Source organism: Streptomyces sp. NPDC058239 (assembly GCF_042882185.1).
Lineage (GTDB): Bacteria > Actinomycetota > Actinomycetes > Streptomycetales > Streptomycetaceae > Streptomyces.
The window spans coordinates 21,541-38,206 of the sequence record NZ_JBHVWS010000075.1 but is presented as its reverse complement, the minus strand read 5'-3'; the positions used below and the strand labels follow the sequence as shown (position 1 = coordinate 38,206).

At 68.5% G+C, this 16,666-nt stretch carries 14 protein-coding genes; 11 read left to right on the top strand and 3 right to left on the bottom strand.

Annotated elements, in window-relative coordinates; all coding sequences use genetic code 11:
- Window positions 1-459 precede the first annotated feature (459 nt).
- Window positions 460-2,616, bottom strand: coding sequence for a right-handed parallel beta-helix repeat-containing protein (locus ACFVYE_RS42685; RefSeq protein WP_389608803.1), 2,157 nt, complete (start codon window positions 2,614-2,616; stop codon window positions 460-462).
- A 335-nt stretch (window positions 2,617-2,951) separates the two neighbouring features.
- On the opposite strand from ACFVYE_RS42685, the gene ACFVYE_RS42680 reads away from it, so the two are divergent.
- From ACFVYE_RS42680 to ACFVYE_RS42630, 11 genes are all read left to right on the top strand, one after another.
- A complete protein-coding gene (locus ACFVYE_RS42680) occupies window positions 2,952-4,211 on the top strand; it encodes an ABC transporter substrate-binding protein (RefSeq protein WP_383968249.1) in 1,260 nt (419 codons plus the stop codon).
- A complete protein-coding gene (locus ACFVYE_RS42675; RefSeq protein ID WP_383968247.1) occupies window positions 4,198-5,178 on the top strand; it encodes a carbohydrate ABC transporter permease in 981 nt (326 codons plus the stop codon). The genes ACFVYE_RS42680 and ACFVYE_RS42675 overlap by 14 nt, the downstream gene beginning before the upstream one ends.
- Window positions 5,175-6,011 (top strand): carbohydrate ABC transporter permease, encoded by an 837-nt coding sequence (locus tag ACFVYE_RS42670; RefSeq protein ID WP_383968244.1) that lies wholly within the window; start codon window positions 5,175-5,177, stop codon window positions 6,009-6,011. The genes ACFVYE_RS42675 and ACFVYE_RS42670 overlap by 4 nt, the downstream gene beginning before the upstream one ends.
- Window positions 6,012-6,013: 2 nt before the next feature.
- Window positions 6,014-7,957, top strand: coding sequence for a hypothetical protein (locus ACFVYE_RS42665; protein ID WP_389608800.1), 1,944 nt, complete (start codon window positions 6,014-6,016; stop codon window positions 7,955-7,957).
- A gap of 1 nt (window position 7,958) precedes the next feature.
- Window positions 7,959-8,747 (top strand): ribonuclease activity regulator RraA, encoded by a 789-nt coding sequence (locus ACFVYE_RS42660; RefSeq protein ID WP_383968239.1) that lies wholly within the window; start codon window positions 7,959-7,961, stop codon window positions 8,745-8,747.
- Complete coding sequence (locus tag ACFVYE_RS42655; RefSeq protein WP_383968256.1) at window positions 8,744-9,682, top strand: aldo/keto reductase; 939 nt, start codon at window positions 8,744-8,746, stop codon at window positions 9,680-9,682. Before ACFVYE_RS42660 ends, ACFVYE_RS42655 begins: the two co-directional genes overlap by 4 nt.
- Window positions 9,679-10,560, top strand: a complete 882-nt coding sequence (locus ACFVYE_RS42650; protein WP_383968235.1) for an amidohydrolase family protein — start codon at window positions 9,679-9,681, stop codon at window positions 10,558-10,560. Before ACFVYE_RS42655 ends, ACFVYE_RS42650 begins: the two co-directional genes overlap by 4 nt.
- Complete coding sequence (locus tag ACFVYE_RS42645) at window positions 10,560-11,240, top strand: GntR family transcriptional regulator (RefSeq protein WP_383968232.1); 681 nt, start codon at window positions 10,560-10,562, stop codon at window positions 11,238-11,240. The genes ACFVYE_RS42650 and ACFVYE_RS42645 overlap by 1 nt, the downstream gene beginning before the upstream one ends.
- A gap of 291 nt (window positions 11,241-11,531) precedes the next feature.
- Complete coding sequence (locus tag ACFVYE_RS42640) at window positions 11,532-12,377, top strand: NAD-dependent epimerase/dehydratase family protein (RefSeq protein ID WP_383968229.1); 846 nt, start codon at window positions 11,532-11,534, stop codon at window positions 12,375-12,377.
- Between the two features lie 135 nt (window positions 12,378-12,512).
- Window positions 12,513-13,445 carry a 5-dehydro-4-deoxyglucarate dehydratase gene (locus ACFVYE_RS42635; RefSeq protein WP_383968226.1) on the top strand — a complete coding sequence of 311 codons (933 nt, stop codon included), beginning with the start codon at window positions 12,513-12,515 and terminating at the stop codon, window positions 13,443-13,445.
- Window positions 13,442-14,761 (top strand): glucarate dehydratase family protein, encoded by a 1,320-nt coding sequence (locus ACFVYE_RS42630; protein WP_383968223.1) that lies wholly within the window; start codon window positions 13,442-13,444, stop codon window positions 14,759-14,761. Before ACFVYE_RS42635 ends, ACFVYE_RS42630 begins: the two co-directional genes overlap by 4 nt.
- Before the next feature lie 200 nt (window positions 14,762-14,961).
- Here ACFVYE_RS42630 and ACFVYE_RS42625 read toward each other — a convergent pair whose 3' ends face one another.
- Both ACFVYE_RS42625 and ACFVYE_RS42620 read right to left on the bottom strand, forming a co-directional pair.
- Entirely contained in the window at window positions 14,962-15,342 is a 381-nt protein-coding gene (locus tag ACFVYE_RS42625; protein ID WP_383968221.1) for a hypothetical protein, read from the bottom strand.
- Window positions 15,343-15,641: 299 nt separating this feature from the next.
- On the bottom strand, window positions 15,642-16,595 hold the full coding sequence (locus ACFVYE_RS42620; protein WP_389608796.1) for a glycoside hydrolase family 16 protein: 954 nt from the start codon (window positions 16,593-16,595) through the stop codon (window positions 15,642-15,644).
- Between the last annotated feature and the right edge of the window lie 71 nt (window positions 16,596-16,666).

The following is a 16,666-nucleotide window of genomic DNA, read 5'->3' as shown; positions in this document are numbered from 1 at the left end:
CACTACAACGAGCACCGCCCCCACCGAGCACGCAACCAACTACCTCCGGGCGCCGACCAGCAGCCCATCACCGTGCACGACCTCGAAGTCCGCAGGCTCCTGCGCACCCGCATCCTCGGCGGCGCCATTAACGAGTACCGCTATGCGGCTTGACCTGCAGCGACGACTTTCCGAGCCCCACACGCGCCGTTCGGACGGTTGACTACTGCCTCACGCGTACGACGAGTTGGACTGCGGGGTGACCAGAAAAGGTGCGGCTCTGTGCTGTGCTGAGGTGTGCCTGCGACTCCGCATGCGCGTCCACGGAACGAGGCCCGGCCTCCTGACCCAGGCAGCCGGGCCCTCGTTCGGCTGATACAGACTGACGGGACAACCGGGCCACCGTCAAGATTAATTACTAATTTATCTACTGGCTTTGACTGGGCCGGTTCCCTGCCCCGCGGCTCTCGGCCGTACGGGTCACGAGAGTCCGATCCGGTTCATGGGTATCCGCTGGTAGCCGGGGAGTTGAGCGGCGATCAGGTCGTCGTTTCCCAGGGTCGGCTTCCCGTTCACGACTGTCACGACGCCAGGATCGGCAGTGAGTGTCAGGTTGCGGTCAACCGTTCCGTACGTGCGCGCGGACGGGGCGATGCTCAGCGCGGCGACGGTGTAGAGCGCGTTGTACTCGACGACGTTGTACTTCGGGTACGCCGGCTGGTCGTCGGCGATGTTCACGAGGTTCGCATAGCGCGACCGCCACGGCTCCTTCTGGTAGGGAACGGCGGCCAGCAGGTTGTACATCCCCCACGCGCCGCCGGGTGCCACGTTCTCCGCCGCCCAGTTGAGTCCTCGTTCGTCGAGCGTCACCGAACGGCCGGACGACAGCATGATGTTGTTGGTGATGGTGTTGTCCCGGCCGCCGCCGATCTGGAAGGCGGTGTCGACCTTGTAGAAGATGTTGCCGAACATCGTCGTTCCGCAGAAGCAATCGTCGAGGTAGACGCCCGAGGCGAAGTGGGATCCGCCGCTGCCGACGATGTCGTGCAGGAAGTTGTAGCGGATGACCGTGCCGCGCCCGGTCCACTCCCGTCCCGCGTAGATGGCGCCGGCGTCGTTGGTCTCCTTCACCACATCGTTGATCTCGTTGTACTCGATCACGTGGTCGTTGCCGCGGAAGAGGATGGCGACGTGCGGCGCGTCGTAGATGTGGTTGTTGGCGACGTGGTTTCCGACACCGGCGAGTTCGACCGCGGGGCTGTACGTCAACTGGAGGCGGCTGTAGTCGTGGATCTCGTTGCCGACCGCCCGGTTGCGTGCCGGGGTGAGGGTGGCCCGGTCACCGCCGGCGAGGGCTATGCCCCCCTGGCCGGTGGCCTGGATGTGGCAGCCGCGGACCTCGTTGCCCGATCCGCCGTGCGGGCCGGCCGAGACACTCGAGTCGCCGATCGTGACCGCGCGACCGCCCAGGAGCCGCAGGGTGCAGTCCGCGACCGTGTTGGACGTGCCGTCGGTGATGACGATGCCGTCGCCGCGCGACCCCTCGAACATGAGGTTCGAGAACGTGACGTTCGAGCAGCCGTTGAGGACGGCCATCGGGTCGGCGAGCAGCGACAGTTGCACCGACGCGCCGGTCAGTTCACTCGGCGGGTACAGGTACAGCTTCCCGGTGGCCCGGTCGAGGTACCACTCACCCGGCGAGTCGAGTTCCTCAAGCACGTTGTAGTAGTAGTAGCGCTGGCCCGCCTTGACGCTGTACATGCTGGCGGTCTTGGTGGAGACCGTCTGCGCCGCCGGGTCGATCGCCTTGATCTGAAGGTTGCCGTCGGCCCACTCGTAGAACCAGTAGCCCTGCATCCACACGTCACTGGTGTCGGTCCAGGTCGACGGCCGGGGGTCGGTGTACTTGAACGTGGCCCCCTTGGCGAATTCGGCGGCCATCTTGTCGGGGTCACCGAGGACGCTGCGGGGGTTCCCGCCCGGGTCGATGACCTGGCCGACGGCGAGGAACCCGGTGCTCGGGTAACGGGCGAGGGTCATCGCCTTGCTGTTGAAGAACAGTTCGGGCGGGGTGACCGTGCGCGGCAGGCCGTATCCGGTCTGGACGATCTGGCCGTAGTCGGTGATCCCGAGCGCCTTCAGGTCGAACTCGCGGACGATGTCACGTGACCCGGCCGGGAGACGGTTGCGTATCGCCTCGTCGCTGACCGCCTCGAACCCGTTAGCGGGCAGGTCCACGCCGCCGACGAGCCGGACCTGTTCGCCGTTGTAGGCGGCGTAGGTGACGGGCCGGCCCGGCGCACCCGAGTCCTGCGCCTCGAGGGTGAAGCTTCGCGTCCGCCGGTACGTGCCGCCCCGGAGGAAGACGGTCACCGGTTCCGTGGCACGGCCCGGCGCCCCCTGCCGCCAGGTCCGGATCACGTCGCGTGCCTTCTCCAGCGTCGCGAGAGGCGCGGCCTGCGTGCCCCGGTTCGAGTCCTTCCCGTCCGTTGCCACGAAGAAGGACTTCTGGTCCTTGGGTCGGTCTCGCCGGTCACCGGTACCGGCGTAGGCCGGCCCGGTGATGAGGGCCGCCGACGCACCGGCACCGACGGCCCCGGCGGCCCTGAGGAGATCACGTCGAGAGAATCTGGACATGTAGTGCCTTTCGTAGGTGCCTACTGAAACCGGGCCCTCCGTCCGGGCGCACGGCGCCTCCGGCCGGACCCTCGTTGCACGATGCTTCGACTACCGGGCCCTCGTTGCACGATGCTCCGGCTAATCGATAATCGCTGAGGGACAAGTAGTGGGTCGGCGGTAGCGGGCGTCAAGGGGTCTTGCAAAACCCGCTGAATGAAACCGAGTTCACCCGCCGCGCAGGTTGCGAACGGGTAACGCTGCCGTTGCCAGCTCTTGACCGCTGCCCGGCAGGTCCTCGATGGTGAGCTCGCTATCGATAAGCGATAAGCGATAAGCGATCGATGGAGGGTTCGATGGTTTCGGGTTCTCGCCGGCACCTGGTCAAGCTGGGTGCCATCGCCATATCCGCCGCACTGCTCACGGGCTGCTCGACCGGCTCGGACTCAGCAGGCGGCGACAAGAACATCCGCATGCTGGTCAACATCACTCCGGTGCTGACCAAGCAGTTCTACAAGGACCTGGTGGCGGGGTACGTCGCCAGTCACCCCGGAGTGAAGGTCACGATCGAGGCGCCCACCGGCAGGGGCATCGAGGACACGCTGAAGCAGCAACTGGCCGCGGGCAGCCCGCCCGACATCCTCGCCGGCGGACAGAACACGGCTCTCGCCGGACAGATGGAGCCGCTGCCCGACGAGCAGTGGGTGAAGGACGCACCGTTCGCGGCGGCGTCCAAGCTGGACGGCAAGGTGTGGATGGCCGGCACCGGCGTCCAGCTCCAGTCGCTGGTGTTCTACAACAAGGCTGCCTTCGCCAAGGCCGGTGTCACCGGGACGCCCAAGACGGTCGACGAGTTCACCGCCGCCCTGCGCAAGCTGAAGGGCGCCGGTTACACGCCGCTGCAGACCGGTGGTGAGTGGACCACCGGCGCGCAGGCCCTGATGATGGCCAACCCGAACGTGATGAACACCGAGCCGCAGTGGTACGCGAAGCGGAACAAGGGCTCCGTGACCTTCGCCGGCAGCAACTACGCCAAGTACCTGGGCGTCTACCAGTCCTGGATCAAGGACGGCCTGGTTCCCAAGGACGCCAACGGCATCAAGTACCAGGACATGATCAACAACTTCACAGCCGGCAAGTCGGCGACAATGGTGATGGGCAACTGGCTGGCGGCCTCGCTCGCCGAAGCGAAGCCGGGCATCGACGCGGGCGTGTTCCCCGTCCCCACGTTCGACGGCTCCACGCCGCCGCAGGCGGCCAACCCGGCCATGCCGTACTCGGTGCTCAAGAGCTCCAGGCACGCGGACACGGCAATGGACCTGGTGAAGTACCTGGTCAGCGACAAGAAGGCGATCACGAAGGCGCTGAGCGCGGAGGGCAACTTCCGTACCGGATACAACTACGAAGCCTCCCCGCTGACCAAGGACATCGCGAAGCTCCTCGACGAGGCCGGCGGCAAGACCGTGGCGATCGGCCCCGGACTGGGCGACAACTCTTCCCCGTCGGGCTTCCCCGCGGAGTTCAACACCCAGGTCCAGAGCATGTATCTCGGGACGACAGCCGATCAGGTGACGGGTGCCATGGACAAGTGGTGGGCCGCGAATGCGCCCAAGTAACGCGACGCTTACCGCTCCTGGACCGTCGGACAACCCGCCGGTCCCCGAGCGCCCCCGTCACACTCACCACACTTCCCCGCGCCCGCTGCGCGCACGCGCCGCCCGCAGCCTGTCCGGCATCTTCATGGTCGGCCCCGCACTGGCGGCGATCGTGGCCTTCGTCCTCATCCCCGTCGTGGTCGCCGGACGGCTCAGCCTCACCGACTGGGACGGTTTCTCCGACAACTCCAAATTCGTCGGCCTGGACAACTACGTTCAGCTGTTCCACGACCCGGACGTGGCGAGCGCGGCATACGTCACGCTCGTGATCGCGGTGGTCGGCACCGTGGCCTGCAACGTCCTCGGTCTGGGCCTCGCGGTCATGCTCAACGGCCAGGGGCGCGTCAAAGCGATGCTGCGGGGCCTGTTCTTCTACCCGCACGTGCTCGGCGCGGTCATCATCGGTTTCCTGTGGTCGGCCGTACTGAGCAGCGAAGGAGCGGTCAACACCCTCCTGACCGCGGCGCACCGCTCGAAGATCCCGTTCCTGTCCGATCCGCAGTGGGCGCTCGCAGCGGTCGTCTTCGTGGTGATCTGGTCGACGTTCGGGGTGAACGTGGTCCTCTACCTCGCCGGGCTGCAGACGATCCCTGAGTCGCTCCTGGAGGCGGCGCGCATCGACGGCGCCTCACGCTGGCAGACGTTCCGCCAGGTCGTGCTGCCGATGCTGGCACCCACCGTGACGATCAACGTGGTCCTCGTACTCGTCCAACTGCTGCGGGTCTACGACCTGGTACTGGCGATGACCGACGGTGGTCCGGCCGGCCACACGCAGACGTACGCGTACCTGGTCCTGTCGGAGTCGTTCCTGAACGGGAAGATCGGCTACGCCTCGGCCCAGAGCATCGTCCTCATGATCGTCATCACGGTGCTCGCCGTCGTGATCGTGGCGCTGCGCCAGCGCAGCGAGAAGGCGGTGGAACTGTGAACCGCAATGCAGGCAGCCGCGTCGGCTCGGTCATGCTCGGCCTCTTCGCGCTGGTCATGGTGGCGCCGCTGTACCTCGTGATCGTCAACGCGTTCAAACCGGAGTCGGCGATCCGTCAACGGCCGTTCTCCGCAGACCCGGGCGTGCTGTCCATGGACTATCTCCGAGCGGCACTGTCGTCACCGGACTACAACATCATCAAGGCGTTCGGTGTGACGGTGATGTTCGTGGTCCTGGTCAACGCGCTGTCTCTGGCGCTGGCCGGTCCGGCCGCCTACGTCATCGCCCGGGGTACCCGCCCGTGGCACAAGGGGATGCTGCTGGTGTTCCTGGCCGGGCTGTTCATCCCCGGGCAGGTCCTGGTCATCCCGGTGATCTACGTGCTGCGCTTCACGGGTCTGATGGGCACGATCCCCGGGTTCGTCATGTACGAGGCGACGCTGACCCTGCCCCTGTCGATGTTCCTGTTCGTGGGCTACATCAAGTCCATCCCCCGGGAGCTCGACGAGGCGGCGCAGATCGACGGCGCGGGCCGGCTGCGCACCTTCTGGCAAGTGATCTTCCCGCTGATGCGGCCGGTCGTGGTCACCGCGGTCGTCCTGCACACCATCGGGGTCTGGACGGACTTCGTGAACCCGCAGATCGTGCTGGGCCCGACGTCGGGCCTGTATACCGTGATGACCGGCGTGTACTCCGCGATCGGTCTGCACACCACCGACCTGTCCGTGGTCTATCCGACGCTGCTCCTGGCGATCGCACCGGTGCTGGTCTTCTTCGTGATCATGCAACGCAAGATCGTCGGTGGTCTCACCGCCGGCGCGACGAAGGGGTGACCGTGGGCAAGCACATGGTGAGCGTGACGGCGTCCGTGCCGGCCTGCGAACCGCCGGCCTGGGCCGTACTGCAACGACAGCTGTTCTCGGTGCTGGACGAGGCATGGCGGGTCTTCGAGGACCGGTACTGCCACCCCGGCGGCGGGCTGCGTTTCGACGGGGAACTGAAAGGCCGTGACGGGGCGGACGACTTCTACGAACCGTTCTTCAACTGGCCGATGCTGTACATGCTCGGCGGGGCGGACGACCTGCTCGACGCCAGCAAGAAGCACTGGAACGGGATCACCCGGCAGCTTTCCGACGCCGGGTTCCTGGTCGACGAGTACGAGCGCGGGTACGACTGGTTCCACCAGGGCGAGTCGCTGCTGATGTTCTACGGGATCTGCGCGGCCGACCCGTCCGACGAGGCGTTCCGCCGGCGGGCGCTGCGCTTCGCCGACCTCTACCTGCCCACGTCGCCCGTCGGCAACGTCGACGGCTCGCAGCGGATCATCCGGGCTCCGCACACCGGGGCCGGCGGGCCGCGCCAGGGGGTGGATGACGCATGGGCGCAGGGGTTCGGCGCGGAACTGACCAACATGAAACCGTACGGCCTGCCCCTGGAGGATCTGCCCGGCATCGACTCCTGGGACGACCTGGCCGACCCCGTCAACGCGCGGCGTATGGGCGAGGCGATGTTCCGCCGGCTCGGCGACGGCGACGTCGCGGTGAACCTCGCTTCCACCTCGCTGATCGCCAACGCGTGGCTGTACACGGGCGAGGACCGGTACCGCGACTGGCTCGTCGACTACGTGCAGGCCTGGCGGGACCGGGCCGCCGCCGCGGGCGGTGTCATCCCCGACAACGTGGGACCCTCCGGGGAGGTCGGTGAGCTGCACGACGGCCGCTGGTACGGCGGCCCGTACGGCTGGACCTGGCCGCACGGTCTGCACAGCGTCGGCGCGGTCGCGGTCGTCGCTGCCATGAACGCCGCTCTGGTCACCGGCGACAACGCGTGGTTCGACCTGGCCCGCGCCCCACTGGACCGGGTGCTGGAAGAGGCGACGCGCGGGCCGGTTCGTGACGGTGACTCCAGCATGGCCACGACCTGGCTCCAGCGCCTCGGGCCTGATGCCGACAGCGACCTGCAACTGGTGCCCTACCGGTACGGCCTGCACGGCTGGTTCGACCACCAACCGCTGCAGATCGCCTTCCCGGCCTGGATCTGGTGGTGCTCCGGCGACCCGCAGGACCGGCAGCGGCTGGACCGCGTGGAGCGCGAATGCGGCTACGACTGGACGACCGTGCACGCCTTCCGCGACAAGGAGGAGGCCGGACACGAGGCGCCGTGGCTCGCCTACCTCGACGGTCGCAACCCCGACTACCCGGCCCGAGCCCTCGGCATGGCGCTGGGGCAGGTCGCCCGCAGGATGGCACTCGTCCGCGAGGATGCGACGACCACCCGCACCGATGACATCCACTGGTGGCAGCGGCTCAATCCCGTGGTGACCGAGATTCTGGTGCAGCTGACCACCGGCGCTCCCGCCGCCCCCTACAACGGGGGGCTCCAGCAGGCACGGGTGCGGTACTGGGACGCCGACCGCGGCCGTCCCGGCCTGCCGGCCGACGTCGCCGCCCTCGTCGAGGGCCTCGACGAGGCCCGAGTCGGCGTCCAGTTGGTCAACCTGAGCAATACGCGTGAGCGGCGTGTGGCCGTGCAGGCCGGCGCGTTCGCCGAGGACGGCATCGATCATGTCGTGGTGGATCAACTCGACAGCGGCTACCCCGGCCCGAACCGCGCCTACCGGGCCGACGAGCTCACGACCAGTACCCGGCGCATCGACGTGCACGACAACCACCTGCTGGTGATCCTGCCGCCCGGAACCCGGCTCGATCTGACCATGCAGGTGAGGCGCCGTCAGTTCAACCCGAGCCACCCAACGTTCGACCGATACCAGGAGAAGTAGTATGACGAACGATGAGCATGCCCAGCCGGTGTTTCCCCTTCCGGTGCGCGGCGACACATACCGGCGTGCCGATGCGGGGCTGGTGGATCAGATGGGCCAAGTGAGCAGCGCCACCGCGTGCGCGAAGCTCCATGGCCTGGGCATCAGGCGCACGTGGATGGAGGGGCCGCAGCCCCTCACGACCGGGCAGAAGATCGCCGGGTCGGCGTTGACGCTCCAGTTCATGCCGCAGCGCGAGGACATAGCCAGCGGCCTGGCCCAGGAGGCCGTCGAACGCCAAACCGCCCTGTGGGCGGTCCTGGAGGCGGTACAGCCCGGCGACGTCCTCGTCATCCAGGCGTACGGGTCGGCGTTCAGCGGCTGCGTCGGCGATATGCTCGTCCGCTACTTCAAGCGCAAGGGCGGCGCCGGGATCGTCGTCGACGGTCGGATCCGGGACGCTCCGCGGGTCCGCGAGCTCGGCGTGCCGATCTGGTGCACCGGCACCACCCCGCACTACGCCTCCCAGTCGGAGCTGTTCCCCTGGGCGTACGACGTGCCGGTTGCCGCCGGAGGAGTGCTGTGCCTGCCCGGCGACATCGTGGTCGCCGACGACGACGGCGCCGTCGTCGTCCCCAAGGCGACCGCGCCGGAGGTGGTCGCCACGGCCCAGGACCACCAGGAGTGGGAGGTGTTCAGCCGGATGCGTCTCGACCAGGGCGCCCGGCTCGGCAACTACTACCCGCTGACGTCGGAGTCGCGCGCGGAGTACGAGCAGTGGCGCGACCAGCAGCGGTCGTCGCAGCGATGAACCATGTCTCGGGCCCGGGTGTGCTGGGCCGCACCGGTCTCACGGTCGGCAGGCTCGGCCTGGGCTGCGCCCCCCTGGGCAACCTGTACGAGCCGGTTCCGGAGCAGGATGCCACCGGCACGGTGCGTGCCGCGCTGGCGGGCGGGACGCGCCTGTTCGACACCGCCCCCCGGTACGGCAACGGCGTGTCCGAACAGCGCCTCGGCCAGGTGCTGGCCGAGGTGCCCAGGTCTGAGGTCGTCGTCGCGACCAAGGTCGGATACCTGCTCACCGACGACGGGGCCGAGCCGGACTTCTCCTATGACGGCACCATGCGGTGCCTGGAGCAGAGCCTGACCCGGCTCGGCCTGGACCGGGTGGACATCGCGCACGTGCACGACCCCGACCACCATGAGCAGGAGGCCCTCGCGGGGGCCTTCCGCGCCCTGGTCGACCTGCGGGAGCAGGGCGTGGTGTCGGCGGTGGGCGCGGGCATGAACCAGAGCGGCATGCTGGAGCGGATCGTCGCGCAAGTCGATGTGGACTGTGTGCTGCTGGCCGGCCGGTACACTCTGCTCGATCAGGAAGCTCTGACGGGCCTGCTGCCCGAGTGCGAGGCCCGCGGTGTCGGGGTCATCCTGGGCGGGGTGTACAACTCCGGCCTGCTGGCCGATCCGCGGCCCGGCGCGAGGTACGACTACCGGACAGCCGAGCCGCACCAGGTTGCCGCCGCACTGGCCATCGCGGAGATCTGTGCCCGTCACGGGGTGCCGATGAAGGCGGCGGCCCTGCGGTTCGCGTGGGGTCATCCTGCCGTGTCCGCTCTGGTCGTCGGAGCCAGAACGACCGATGAAGTGCGGGAGAACCTCGCCATGGCGCAGACCACCGTCCCCGCCGACCTGTGGGCGGAGCTGCGCGCAGCGGGACTGCTCCCGGAGGAGGTGCCGACGCCGTGACCGTCATCGACGCACACGTCCACCTGTGGGACCCGGACCTGCACGACCATGCGTGGCTGCGGTCCGCGGGCGAACTGCATCGCCCCTTCCTTCTCGACGACCTCACCGCGGCCTCCGGGTCGGTGACGGCTGTTGTCGTGCAGGCCGGGCGGACCGTGGACGAGGCCCGTTGGCTGCTGGGCCTGGCCGCGCGGTCCCCACGAATCGCCGGCGTCGTCGTCCACGCGGATCTCGCCGACCCGGCCGCGGTGGACACGATCGACGCACTCCGCGCGGAGGACGGGGGTTCGGCGCTGGTCGGGGTCCGTGACCCGGTCGGGGCAGGCGAGGGCGCCCGCCTCGGGCTGCCCCAGGTGCGGCGCTCACTCGCGGCTCTCGGCGAGCGGGGTCTGGCCATGGACCTGCTGCTGGGGCACGGGACTCTGCGTGAGGCATACGCAGCGGCCAGGGACCTGCCGCAGGTGCGGTTCGTCGTCGACCACGCAGCCATCTCGGCCGTCGACGTGCGGCGCGAAGGCCTCAGCGAATGGGCCGCGCAGCTGACGCCACTGGGCCGACTGCCCAATGTGGTGTGCAAGCTGTCCGGACTCGGCAAGGCCACCGCCGAACCGGACGGCGTGCGCCTGGACGCCGTGGCTCGGGTGACGCTCGACGTCTTCGGGCCACACCGGCTGATGTTCGGGTCCGACTGGCCGGTCAGCACACAGTGGTCGCCGTACGAGGACGTGGCCGGGGCCACGGCCCGGGTGCTGGACGGCCTGACCGCTGACGAAGCCGCTGCGGTCCGGGGTGGAACGGCCGTCAGGGCATACCGACTTGATCTGGCGGACCCGTCCGCCGGTGACAGGATGACAATGATCCGGCAGAGGGAGCACTGATGACTGGTCTGAACGATCTGCTCGAACAGAACAGGGGCATGACGTCCGGCGGGCTGCTGTCCGACCGGGTATACCGGCTGCTGCGCTCGGCCATCCTGAGCGGCGAGATGGTGCCGGATCAGCGGATCGTCGAATCCGACATCGCCAAACGCCTGGGCATCAGCCAGGCTCCCGTGCGCGAGGCCGTCAAACGGCTGGTGCACGAGAGCCTGGTCACTCACGTACCGCGGCTGGGCAGCCGGGTCGCCAATATCTCGATCGAGCAGGCTGAGCAGGCACGAGAACTGCGCGGTCTGCTGGAGGAGTTCGCCGCCCGAGCCACCGCCCAGCGCCGCGCCGAGGGCTACGTCGACCAGCTGAACTCCGTGATTGACGACATGCGGCGGGCGGCCCGGCAGGACGACCCGACCAGCTTCCGCGACAGCGACATGGCTTTCCACCGCCTCGTCTGCCAGGCCAGTGGCAACCACCTGCTCCCGCGGTTGTGGGAGGTGATGGAGCCCAGTCTCTGGACCCTGCGCGTGGTGTCCAACCCGTTCTACACCGGCAGCCGCGACAAGCTGGTCGACGAACACGCACGCCTGCTCGACATACTCGTCAACGGCCGGGAGGACGACGCCGCAGAGGCCTTCCGTCGCCACGCGACCGGCGCGGCCAAGCCGTCGCAGCGCGACGAATAGGACCATCCGGCTGCAACACGGTAGGCGGGCGCGATCCGTACCGCGACCGTGTTCACTCATGTCCGCGGTGAACGGTACGGGTGGCTGTCGGCGTACGTCGAACCAGTGGGAGCGGGCAACGCGTTCGCCGGTGGCCACCTGTACTGCCCTCTCCCCGCGCTGACTTGGGCGGCCCGGCTTCGGCTCGGCCACCTGATCGCCGCCACGGCGCCGGGGTGTGACCTGGAGATCGGGCCACTTCCTGCCGTGGACGCCGCTCAGTCACGCATCGAACGACATCGGAGGTTCCGCATGCCCCGGCAAGGCGCGCACGCCACCGGCTCCACCGATACCACCCGGATTCTGCTCACGGGCGCCGCAGGCAGGGTCGGCACGCAACTGCGGCCGCTGGCGGCACGGGAGGGCCGCACGCTGCGGCTTCTCGACATCACCACGCCGCCCGCCGTCGAAGGGAGCGGAGCGGAGGAGACCGTGATCGCCTCCCTCACCGACGCCGAGGCCCTGCTGGAGGCGTGCCGGGGCGTCAGCGCGATCGTCCATCTTGGCGGCCAGAGCGTCGAGTCCACCCTGGACGACGTACTGGACCGCAACGTGCGCGGCACACTGAACCTCCTGGAAGCGGCCCGGCTGGCCGGTGTGCCCCGGGTCGTCCTCGCCTCCTCGACACATGCCGTCGGCTTCCACCAGTACGACGGCACTCCGGTCGCCGCGGACGCACCGGCCCGCCCGGACACCCTCTACGGCTGGAGCAAGGCCGCGATCGAGTCCGCCGGACGGCTGTACCACGACCGCTTCGGCATGGACATCATCTGTCTGCGCATCGGAAGCTGGTTCCCGATGCCGAACGGGATGCGCGGGCTGTCCACCTGGCTGTCACCGGCCGACGGGCACCGCCTCGTCGAAGCCTGCCTGAGCTGCCGCGAACCCGGCTACCGGATCGTCTGGGGAGTCAGCCGCAACACCCGGGGCCGGCTGAGCCTGGCCGAAGGTGAGGCGATCGGCTACCACCCGCTCGACGACGCCGAGCAGTTCGCGCCCGAGGTCATCGGCCGGTGCGGAGCGCCGGACCCCGCCGACCCGATCGCAGCCCGGCTCGGGGGCGCCTGGTGTGCCCTCCCCCTGGGGCGAACCTGGTGACAACCGTCCGTTCGTGACAGCCATCCATCCATAACAGCCATCCGTTCGTAACAGTCGGCCGAGCACCGGCTCGGCCGAGGCAACCCTTGAAGTGGAGATTCATCCATGAATACCGTGAAATGCGATGGACGAACAATGCGGCTCTCGGGACTGCTCTCCTTCCCCCTGACTCCCTTCGACGACGCCGGCGAGGTCGACCTGGACGTCTTCGCCTCCCACGTCGAGGCACAGATCGCCGCCGGACCCAGCGGGCTGTTCGTGGCGTGCGGCACCGGCGAGTTCCCCGCGCTCGGGCTCGACGAGTACCGGCAGGTCGTGTCCACCGCGGTGAAGCAGGCTGCCGGACGCCTCCCGGTGTTCGCCGGGGCGGGCGGAGGCCCGCGGGTCGCACGGGAGTTCGCGCTGGCCGCGCATGAATGCGGCGCCGACGGACTGCTGTTGCTGCCCCCCTATCTGCTGACGTCCACCCCGCAGGGGCTGGTGCGCCATATTCGCTACGTCGCCGAGGCCACACCGCTGCCGATCACCGTCTACCAGCGGGCCAACGCGGTCCTCGATCCGGGAACCGCGGTGGAACTGCTCGACATCCCGACCGTAGCGGGCATCAAGGACGGCCGCGGCGACGTCGACGCCATGCTGCGCCTGGTCACCGCCGTGCGTACCAGCGGACACCCCCGCGCCGCCGAGTTCGGATTCCTCAACGGGCTGCCGACCGCGGAGCTCAGCGCTCGGGCTTACGCAGCGATCGGCGTGGAGAGCTATTCCTCGGCGGTGCACTGTTTTGTCCCCGACATCGCCACCGCGTTCCACCGGGCTCTGCGCGACGGCGACGAGGAGGCGCAGCGAACACTGCTGACCGAGTTCTACCTGCCATTCGCTGCGCTGCGCGACCGCGTGCCCGGCTACGCCGTTTCGCTGGTCAAGGCCGGTGCGCAGCTGGCCGGACTGGCCGTCGGCCCCGTCCGCCCGCCGCTGGTGGAGGCCACACCGGAACACGTCGCCCAACTGGCGACCCTCGTGGACCGCGGACGCGCGGCACTCCGTCGACTGGAGGAGTCCCGGGCATGACGACTGATTCTCGTACGGGGAAGGACCACGTGGAGCTGCAGAGCCCGTCAGGGCGCGCCACGATCATCGACATCCGCATCACGCCCATCGCGTTCCCTGACCCGCCGTTGCTCAACGCCGTGGGCTGCCACGAGCCGTGGGCGTTGCGCGCGATCATCGAAGTCGACTGCGGCGACGGACTCGTCGGGCTCGGCGAGACCTACGGCGACGCCACGCACCTGGCGGTGCTGCGTACGGTGGCACCGCTGCTGATCGGGCTGGACCCGTTCCGGACCGAATACATCAAGTCCCTGGTGGATGCGCTGCTCGGCACCGCTGACGCGCCTGCGGAGAAACTCGGTCCGGCCGGCGGCATGGGCCCGGAGAAGGCGGCACTGCGGGTCTTCTCCGCATTCGAGGTCGCCTGCCTCGACGTGCAGGGCCAGGCGATCGGCCGTCCGGTCCACGATCTCCTCGGCGGCCGGGTACGCGACGCCGTTCCCTTCTCGGCGTACCTGTTCTACAAGTGGGCGCAGCATCCCGGCGATGCCCCGGACCCCTACGGCGCTGCGCTCGACCCTGACGGGATCGTGGCGCAGGCCCGGACGATGGTGCAGACGTACGGCTTCCAGTCGATCAAGCTGAAGGGCGGTGTCTTCGCTCCCGACGAGGAACTCGACGCCATTCGCGCGCTGCGCGAGGAGTTCCCCGCGCTGCCGCTGCGCATCGATCCCAACGCCGCGTGGAGCGTCGAGACCTCCCGCCGGGTCGCCGCCGAAACACAGGGCCTGCTGGAATATCTCGAAGATCCGACCGAGGGCCTGGCCGGCATGGCCGCCGTCGCCGAGACCGCCGGGATGCCGCTGGCCACCAACATGTGTGTGGTCTCCTTCGACCACATTCCCGAGGCCGTGGATCGCGGCTCCGTTCAGGTCATCCTGTCCGATCACCACTACTGGGGCGGACTGCGGCAGTCCGTGCGCCTGGCGGGCATCTGCGAGACCTGGGGCCTTGGCCTGTCGATGCACTCCAACAGCCATCTCGGCATCAGCCTTGCCGCGATGACCCACCTCGGCGCGGCACTGCCGCAGCTGTCCTACGCCGCCGACACCCATACGCCGTGGCAGCTGGGTGTCGACGTAGTGGAGCGCCCGCTGACCTTCGTCGACGGCGCCGTGCCAGTGCCGATGTCGCCGGGGCTCGGCGTGCGGCTGGACCGGGACGCGCTCGCCCGGCTGCATGAGAACTACCTTCGGCAGGGCATCACCGGACGCGACGACACGGGTTACATGCGCCGGTTCCACCCGGACTTCAACCCGACGAAGCCGCGGTGGTGACCGGGGACCCGGTCAGCCTCTCGGGGCACGCCTGCTCTCCACGACTCGCTCGGAGTCGGTGACCACGCACGGGCCGTGACAGCTCGTGTCGACACACGGAGGCTCGGGGACGCGAGTGGCCGCGTCTGGCCCTCACGTCCCCGATGCGGACACAGCGAAGCGGCATCCGAACCTCGCCTTCTCAGCGCATGCCCCGGCAGTCACCCGAAGATGAGCTCAACGTCCTTCTCCACACAGAGCCGCAATACGGTCGCCAACTGGTGGCCGTATTCGATGTGCTGCTGCAGCAATGCACCCCCGCCGTCGGCCTCCCACCGCGCGATGATCTCTTCCAGCCGAGGAAGTACAGCGTCGCATTCGGCAACCGAGAGTTCACCATCGTCATCCGGGTGATCGAGGAACGGCGCCAGCGCCGTCGAGACGTCACCCCAGGAGCGATCTCCGCCGAACCCCCGCATCTCGGGAAGATCGAAACCCTCGGCCCGCGCCAACCGCCGGCGAAATCTTTTGAAGCCGCTGCAGGACAGGCTCAGGTCCGGCCCGCTGACATCTCCAGCGTCAGGAAACAAGCACAGCCCCACGCCTCCCCCTCTCCGTCACGCCATATGATCGACGGTCAGAGCTTCACCCACAAGCGACTTCGACGCCAAGCCGATGCCCAACGGCTGAGCACGTCACTTCGTACCTGCCTGGGCACGTGAGTCAGTACCCCGACACTGATCCGTTCGGCGAGCAGGGCGGCAGTGAGGCCCCGGTCCGCCACGGCTTCGACCCCGGTGAGTCGACCGGTGGTGTGTTCCACGACCGGGGGTGCCGAAATGACCTGCTCCGAGACGCTCCCGGAGATGGTCGCCGCTCGCCCGCTTCACCGCCCGGGAGGTCAGGGGGACATCACGTTGTCCGTGTAGTCCACGTCCTCCTTGTGGTAGGCGATGACCTGGGCGTGCACCTCCTCGGGAGTCAGGATGGTGTCCTTCGCGAAGTACACGTAGTCGACCTGCTCACGGTAGGTGCGGCGGGTGCTGTTGCCCAGGAGGCCGCCAGGGATGAACCACTGGTTGAAGTCGATCGCCATCGCGATGCGCGGGTAGTAGATCCCGCTGTGGTCGGCGAACAGCGCGCCGTCGATGTAGTACTTCACATGCCCGTCGCCGACCTGGATCACCAGGTCGTGCCAGCCGTCGTAACTCTGGGCGAGTTGGGTGTGGGTGTTGACCGCGACCCAGGGCGACAGCCGGTAGGTGTGCCAAGAGGTCGTGTACATGGCGCTCCCCGGAGAGCCCCAGCCGCCGTTGGGCAGGTACTCGTAGTCCAGTTCGCTGTAGTTCGGGTCCATGGGGAGGGCGAGCGGGGAGAGGGTGAAGAAGGCCTGCACCACCTTGTCGCCGTCCGGGCCGTCCCGGAGGGGCTCGTCGCAGAAGCGGACCCGCGCGGCGTAGGTGCCTGAGAAGAACTTCCGCTGCTGGCTCAGCTGTGCCTGCGTGGTACCGGCCGGGGTGCCGTCGGTGCTGGAATTGAGCTGGAGCAGGTGGCGGCTGCCGATGGTGGGGAAGGTCACCCCGTTCGCCGACCATGTCGCGCCCGGGTCGCCGGGGCGGGCCTTGCCGGTCTTGATACTCCAGCGACGCTCTGCCAGGCGGGGGTCGGCCGAGCCGGTGTAGGAGAAGTCGTCGAAGAAGGCTTGCTCCGGCGTGACCCTGGTGCTGGTGCCGTACTGCGTCTCGGCGCTGTCCTGGGACGCGGATGCCGGCAGCGTGGTGAGAAGGCTGGTGAACAGGCCGACGCCGGCGGCGAGGACACACGCGATGCGTAGGCGGGAGGGGCGGTGCGACATGGTGTTCCTCCTGTTGCGACGTGGAGAAGGTGCGACAGGTGGTGCTACCGCGACTTGAGGCGCCGCGGAGT

Bases quoted from the DNA above. Each gene is read 5' to 3' on its own strand.
- ACFVYE_RS42685 (WP_389608803.1), bottom strand. From the start codon at position 2,616: ATGTCCAGATTCTCTCGACGTGATCTCCTCAGGGCCGCCGGGGCCGTC.
- ACFVYE_RS42680 (WP_383968249.1), top strand. From the start codon at position 2,952: ATGGTTTCGGGTTCTCGCCGGCACCTGGTCAAGCTGGGTGCCATCGCC.
- ACFVYE_RS42675 (WP_383968247.1), top strand. From the start codon at position 4,198: ATGCGCCCAAGTAACGCGACGCTTACCGCTCCTGGACCGTCGGACAAC.
- ACFVYE_RS42660 (WP_383968239.1), top strand. From the start codon at position 7,959: ATGACGAACGATGAGCATGCCCAGCCGGTGTTTCCCCTTCCGGTGCGC.
- ACFVYE_RS42655 (WP_383968256.1), top strand. From the start codon at position 8,744: ATGAACCATGTCTCGGGCCCGGGTGTGCTGGGCCGCACCGGTCTCACG.
- ACFVYE_RS42645 (WP_383968232.1), top strand. From the start codon at position 10,560: ATGACTGGTCTGAACGATCTGCTCGAACAGAACAGGGGCATGACGTCC.
- ACFVYE_RS42640 (WP_383968229.1), top strand. From the start codon at position 11,532: ATGCCCCGGCAAGGCGCGCACGCCACCGGCTCCACCGATACCACCCGG.
- ACFVYE_RS42635 (WP_383968226.1), top strand. From the start codon at position 12,513: ATGCGGCTCTCGGGACTGCTCTCCTTCCCCCTGACTCCCTTCGACGAC.
- ACFVYE_RS42630 (WP_383968223.1), top strand. From the start codon at position 13,442: ATGACGACTGATTCTCGTACGGGGAAGGACCACGTGGAGCTGCAGAGC.
- ACFVYE_RS42620 (WP_389608796.1), bottom strand. From the start codon at position 16,595: ATGTCGCACCGCCCCTCCCGCCTACGCATCGCGTGTGTCCTCGCCGCC.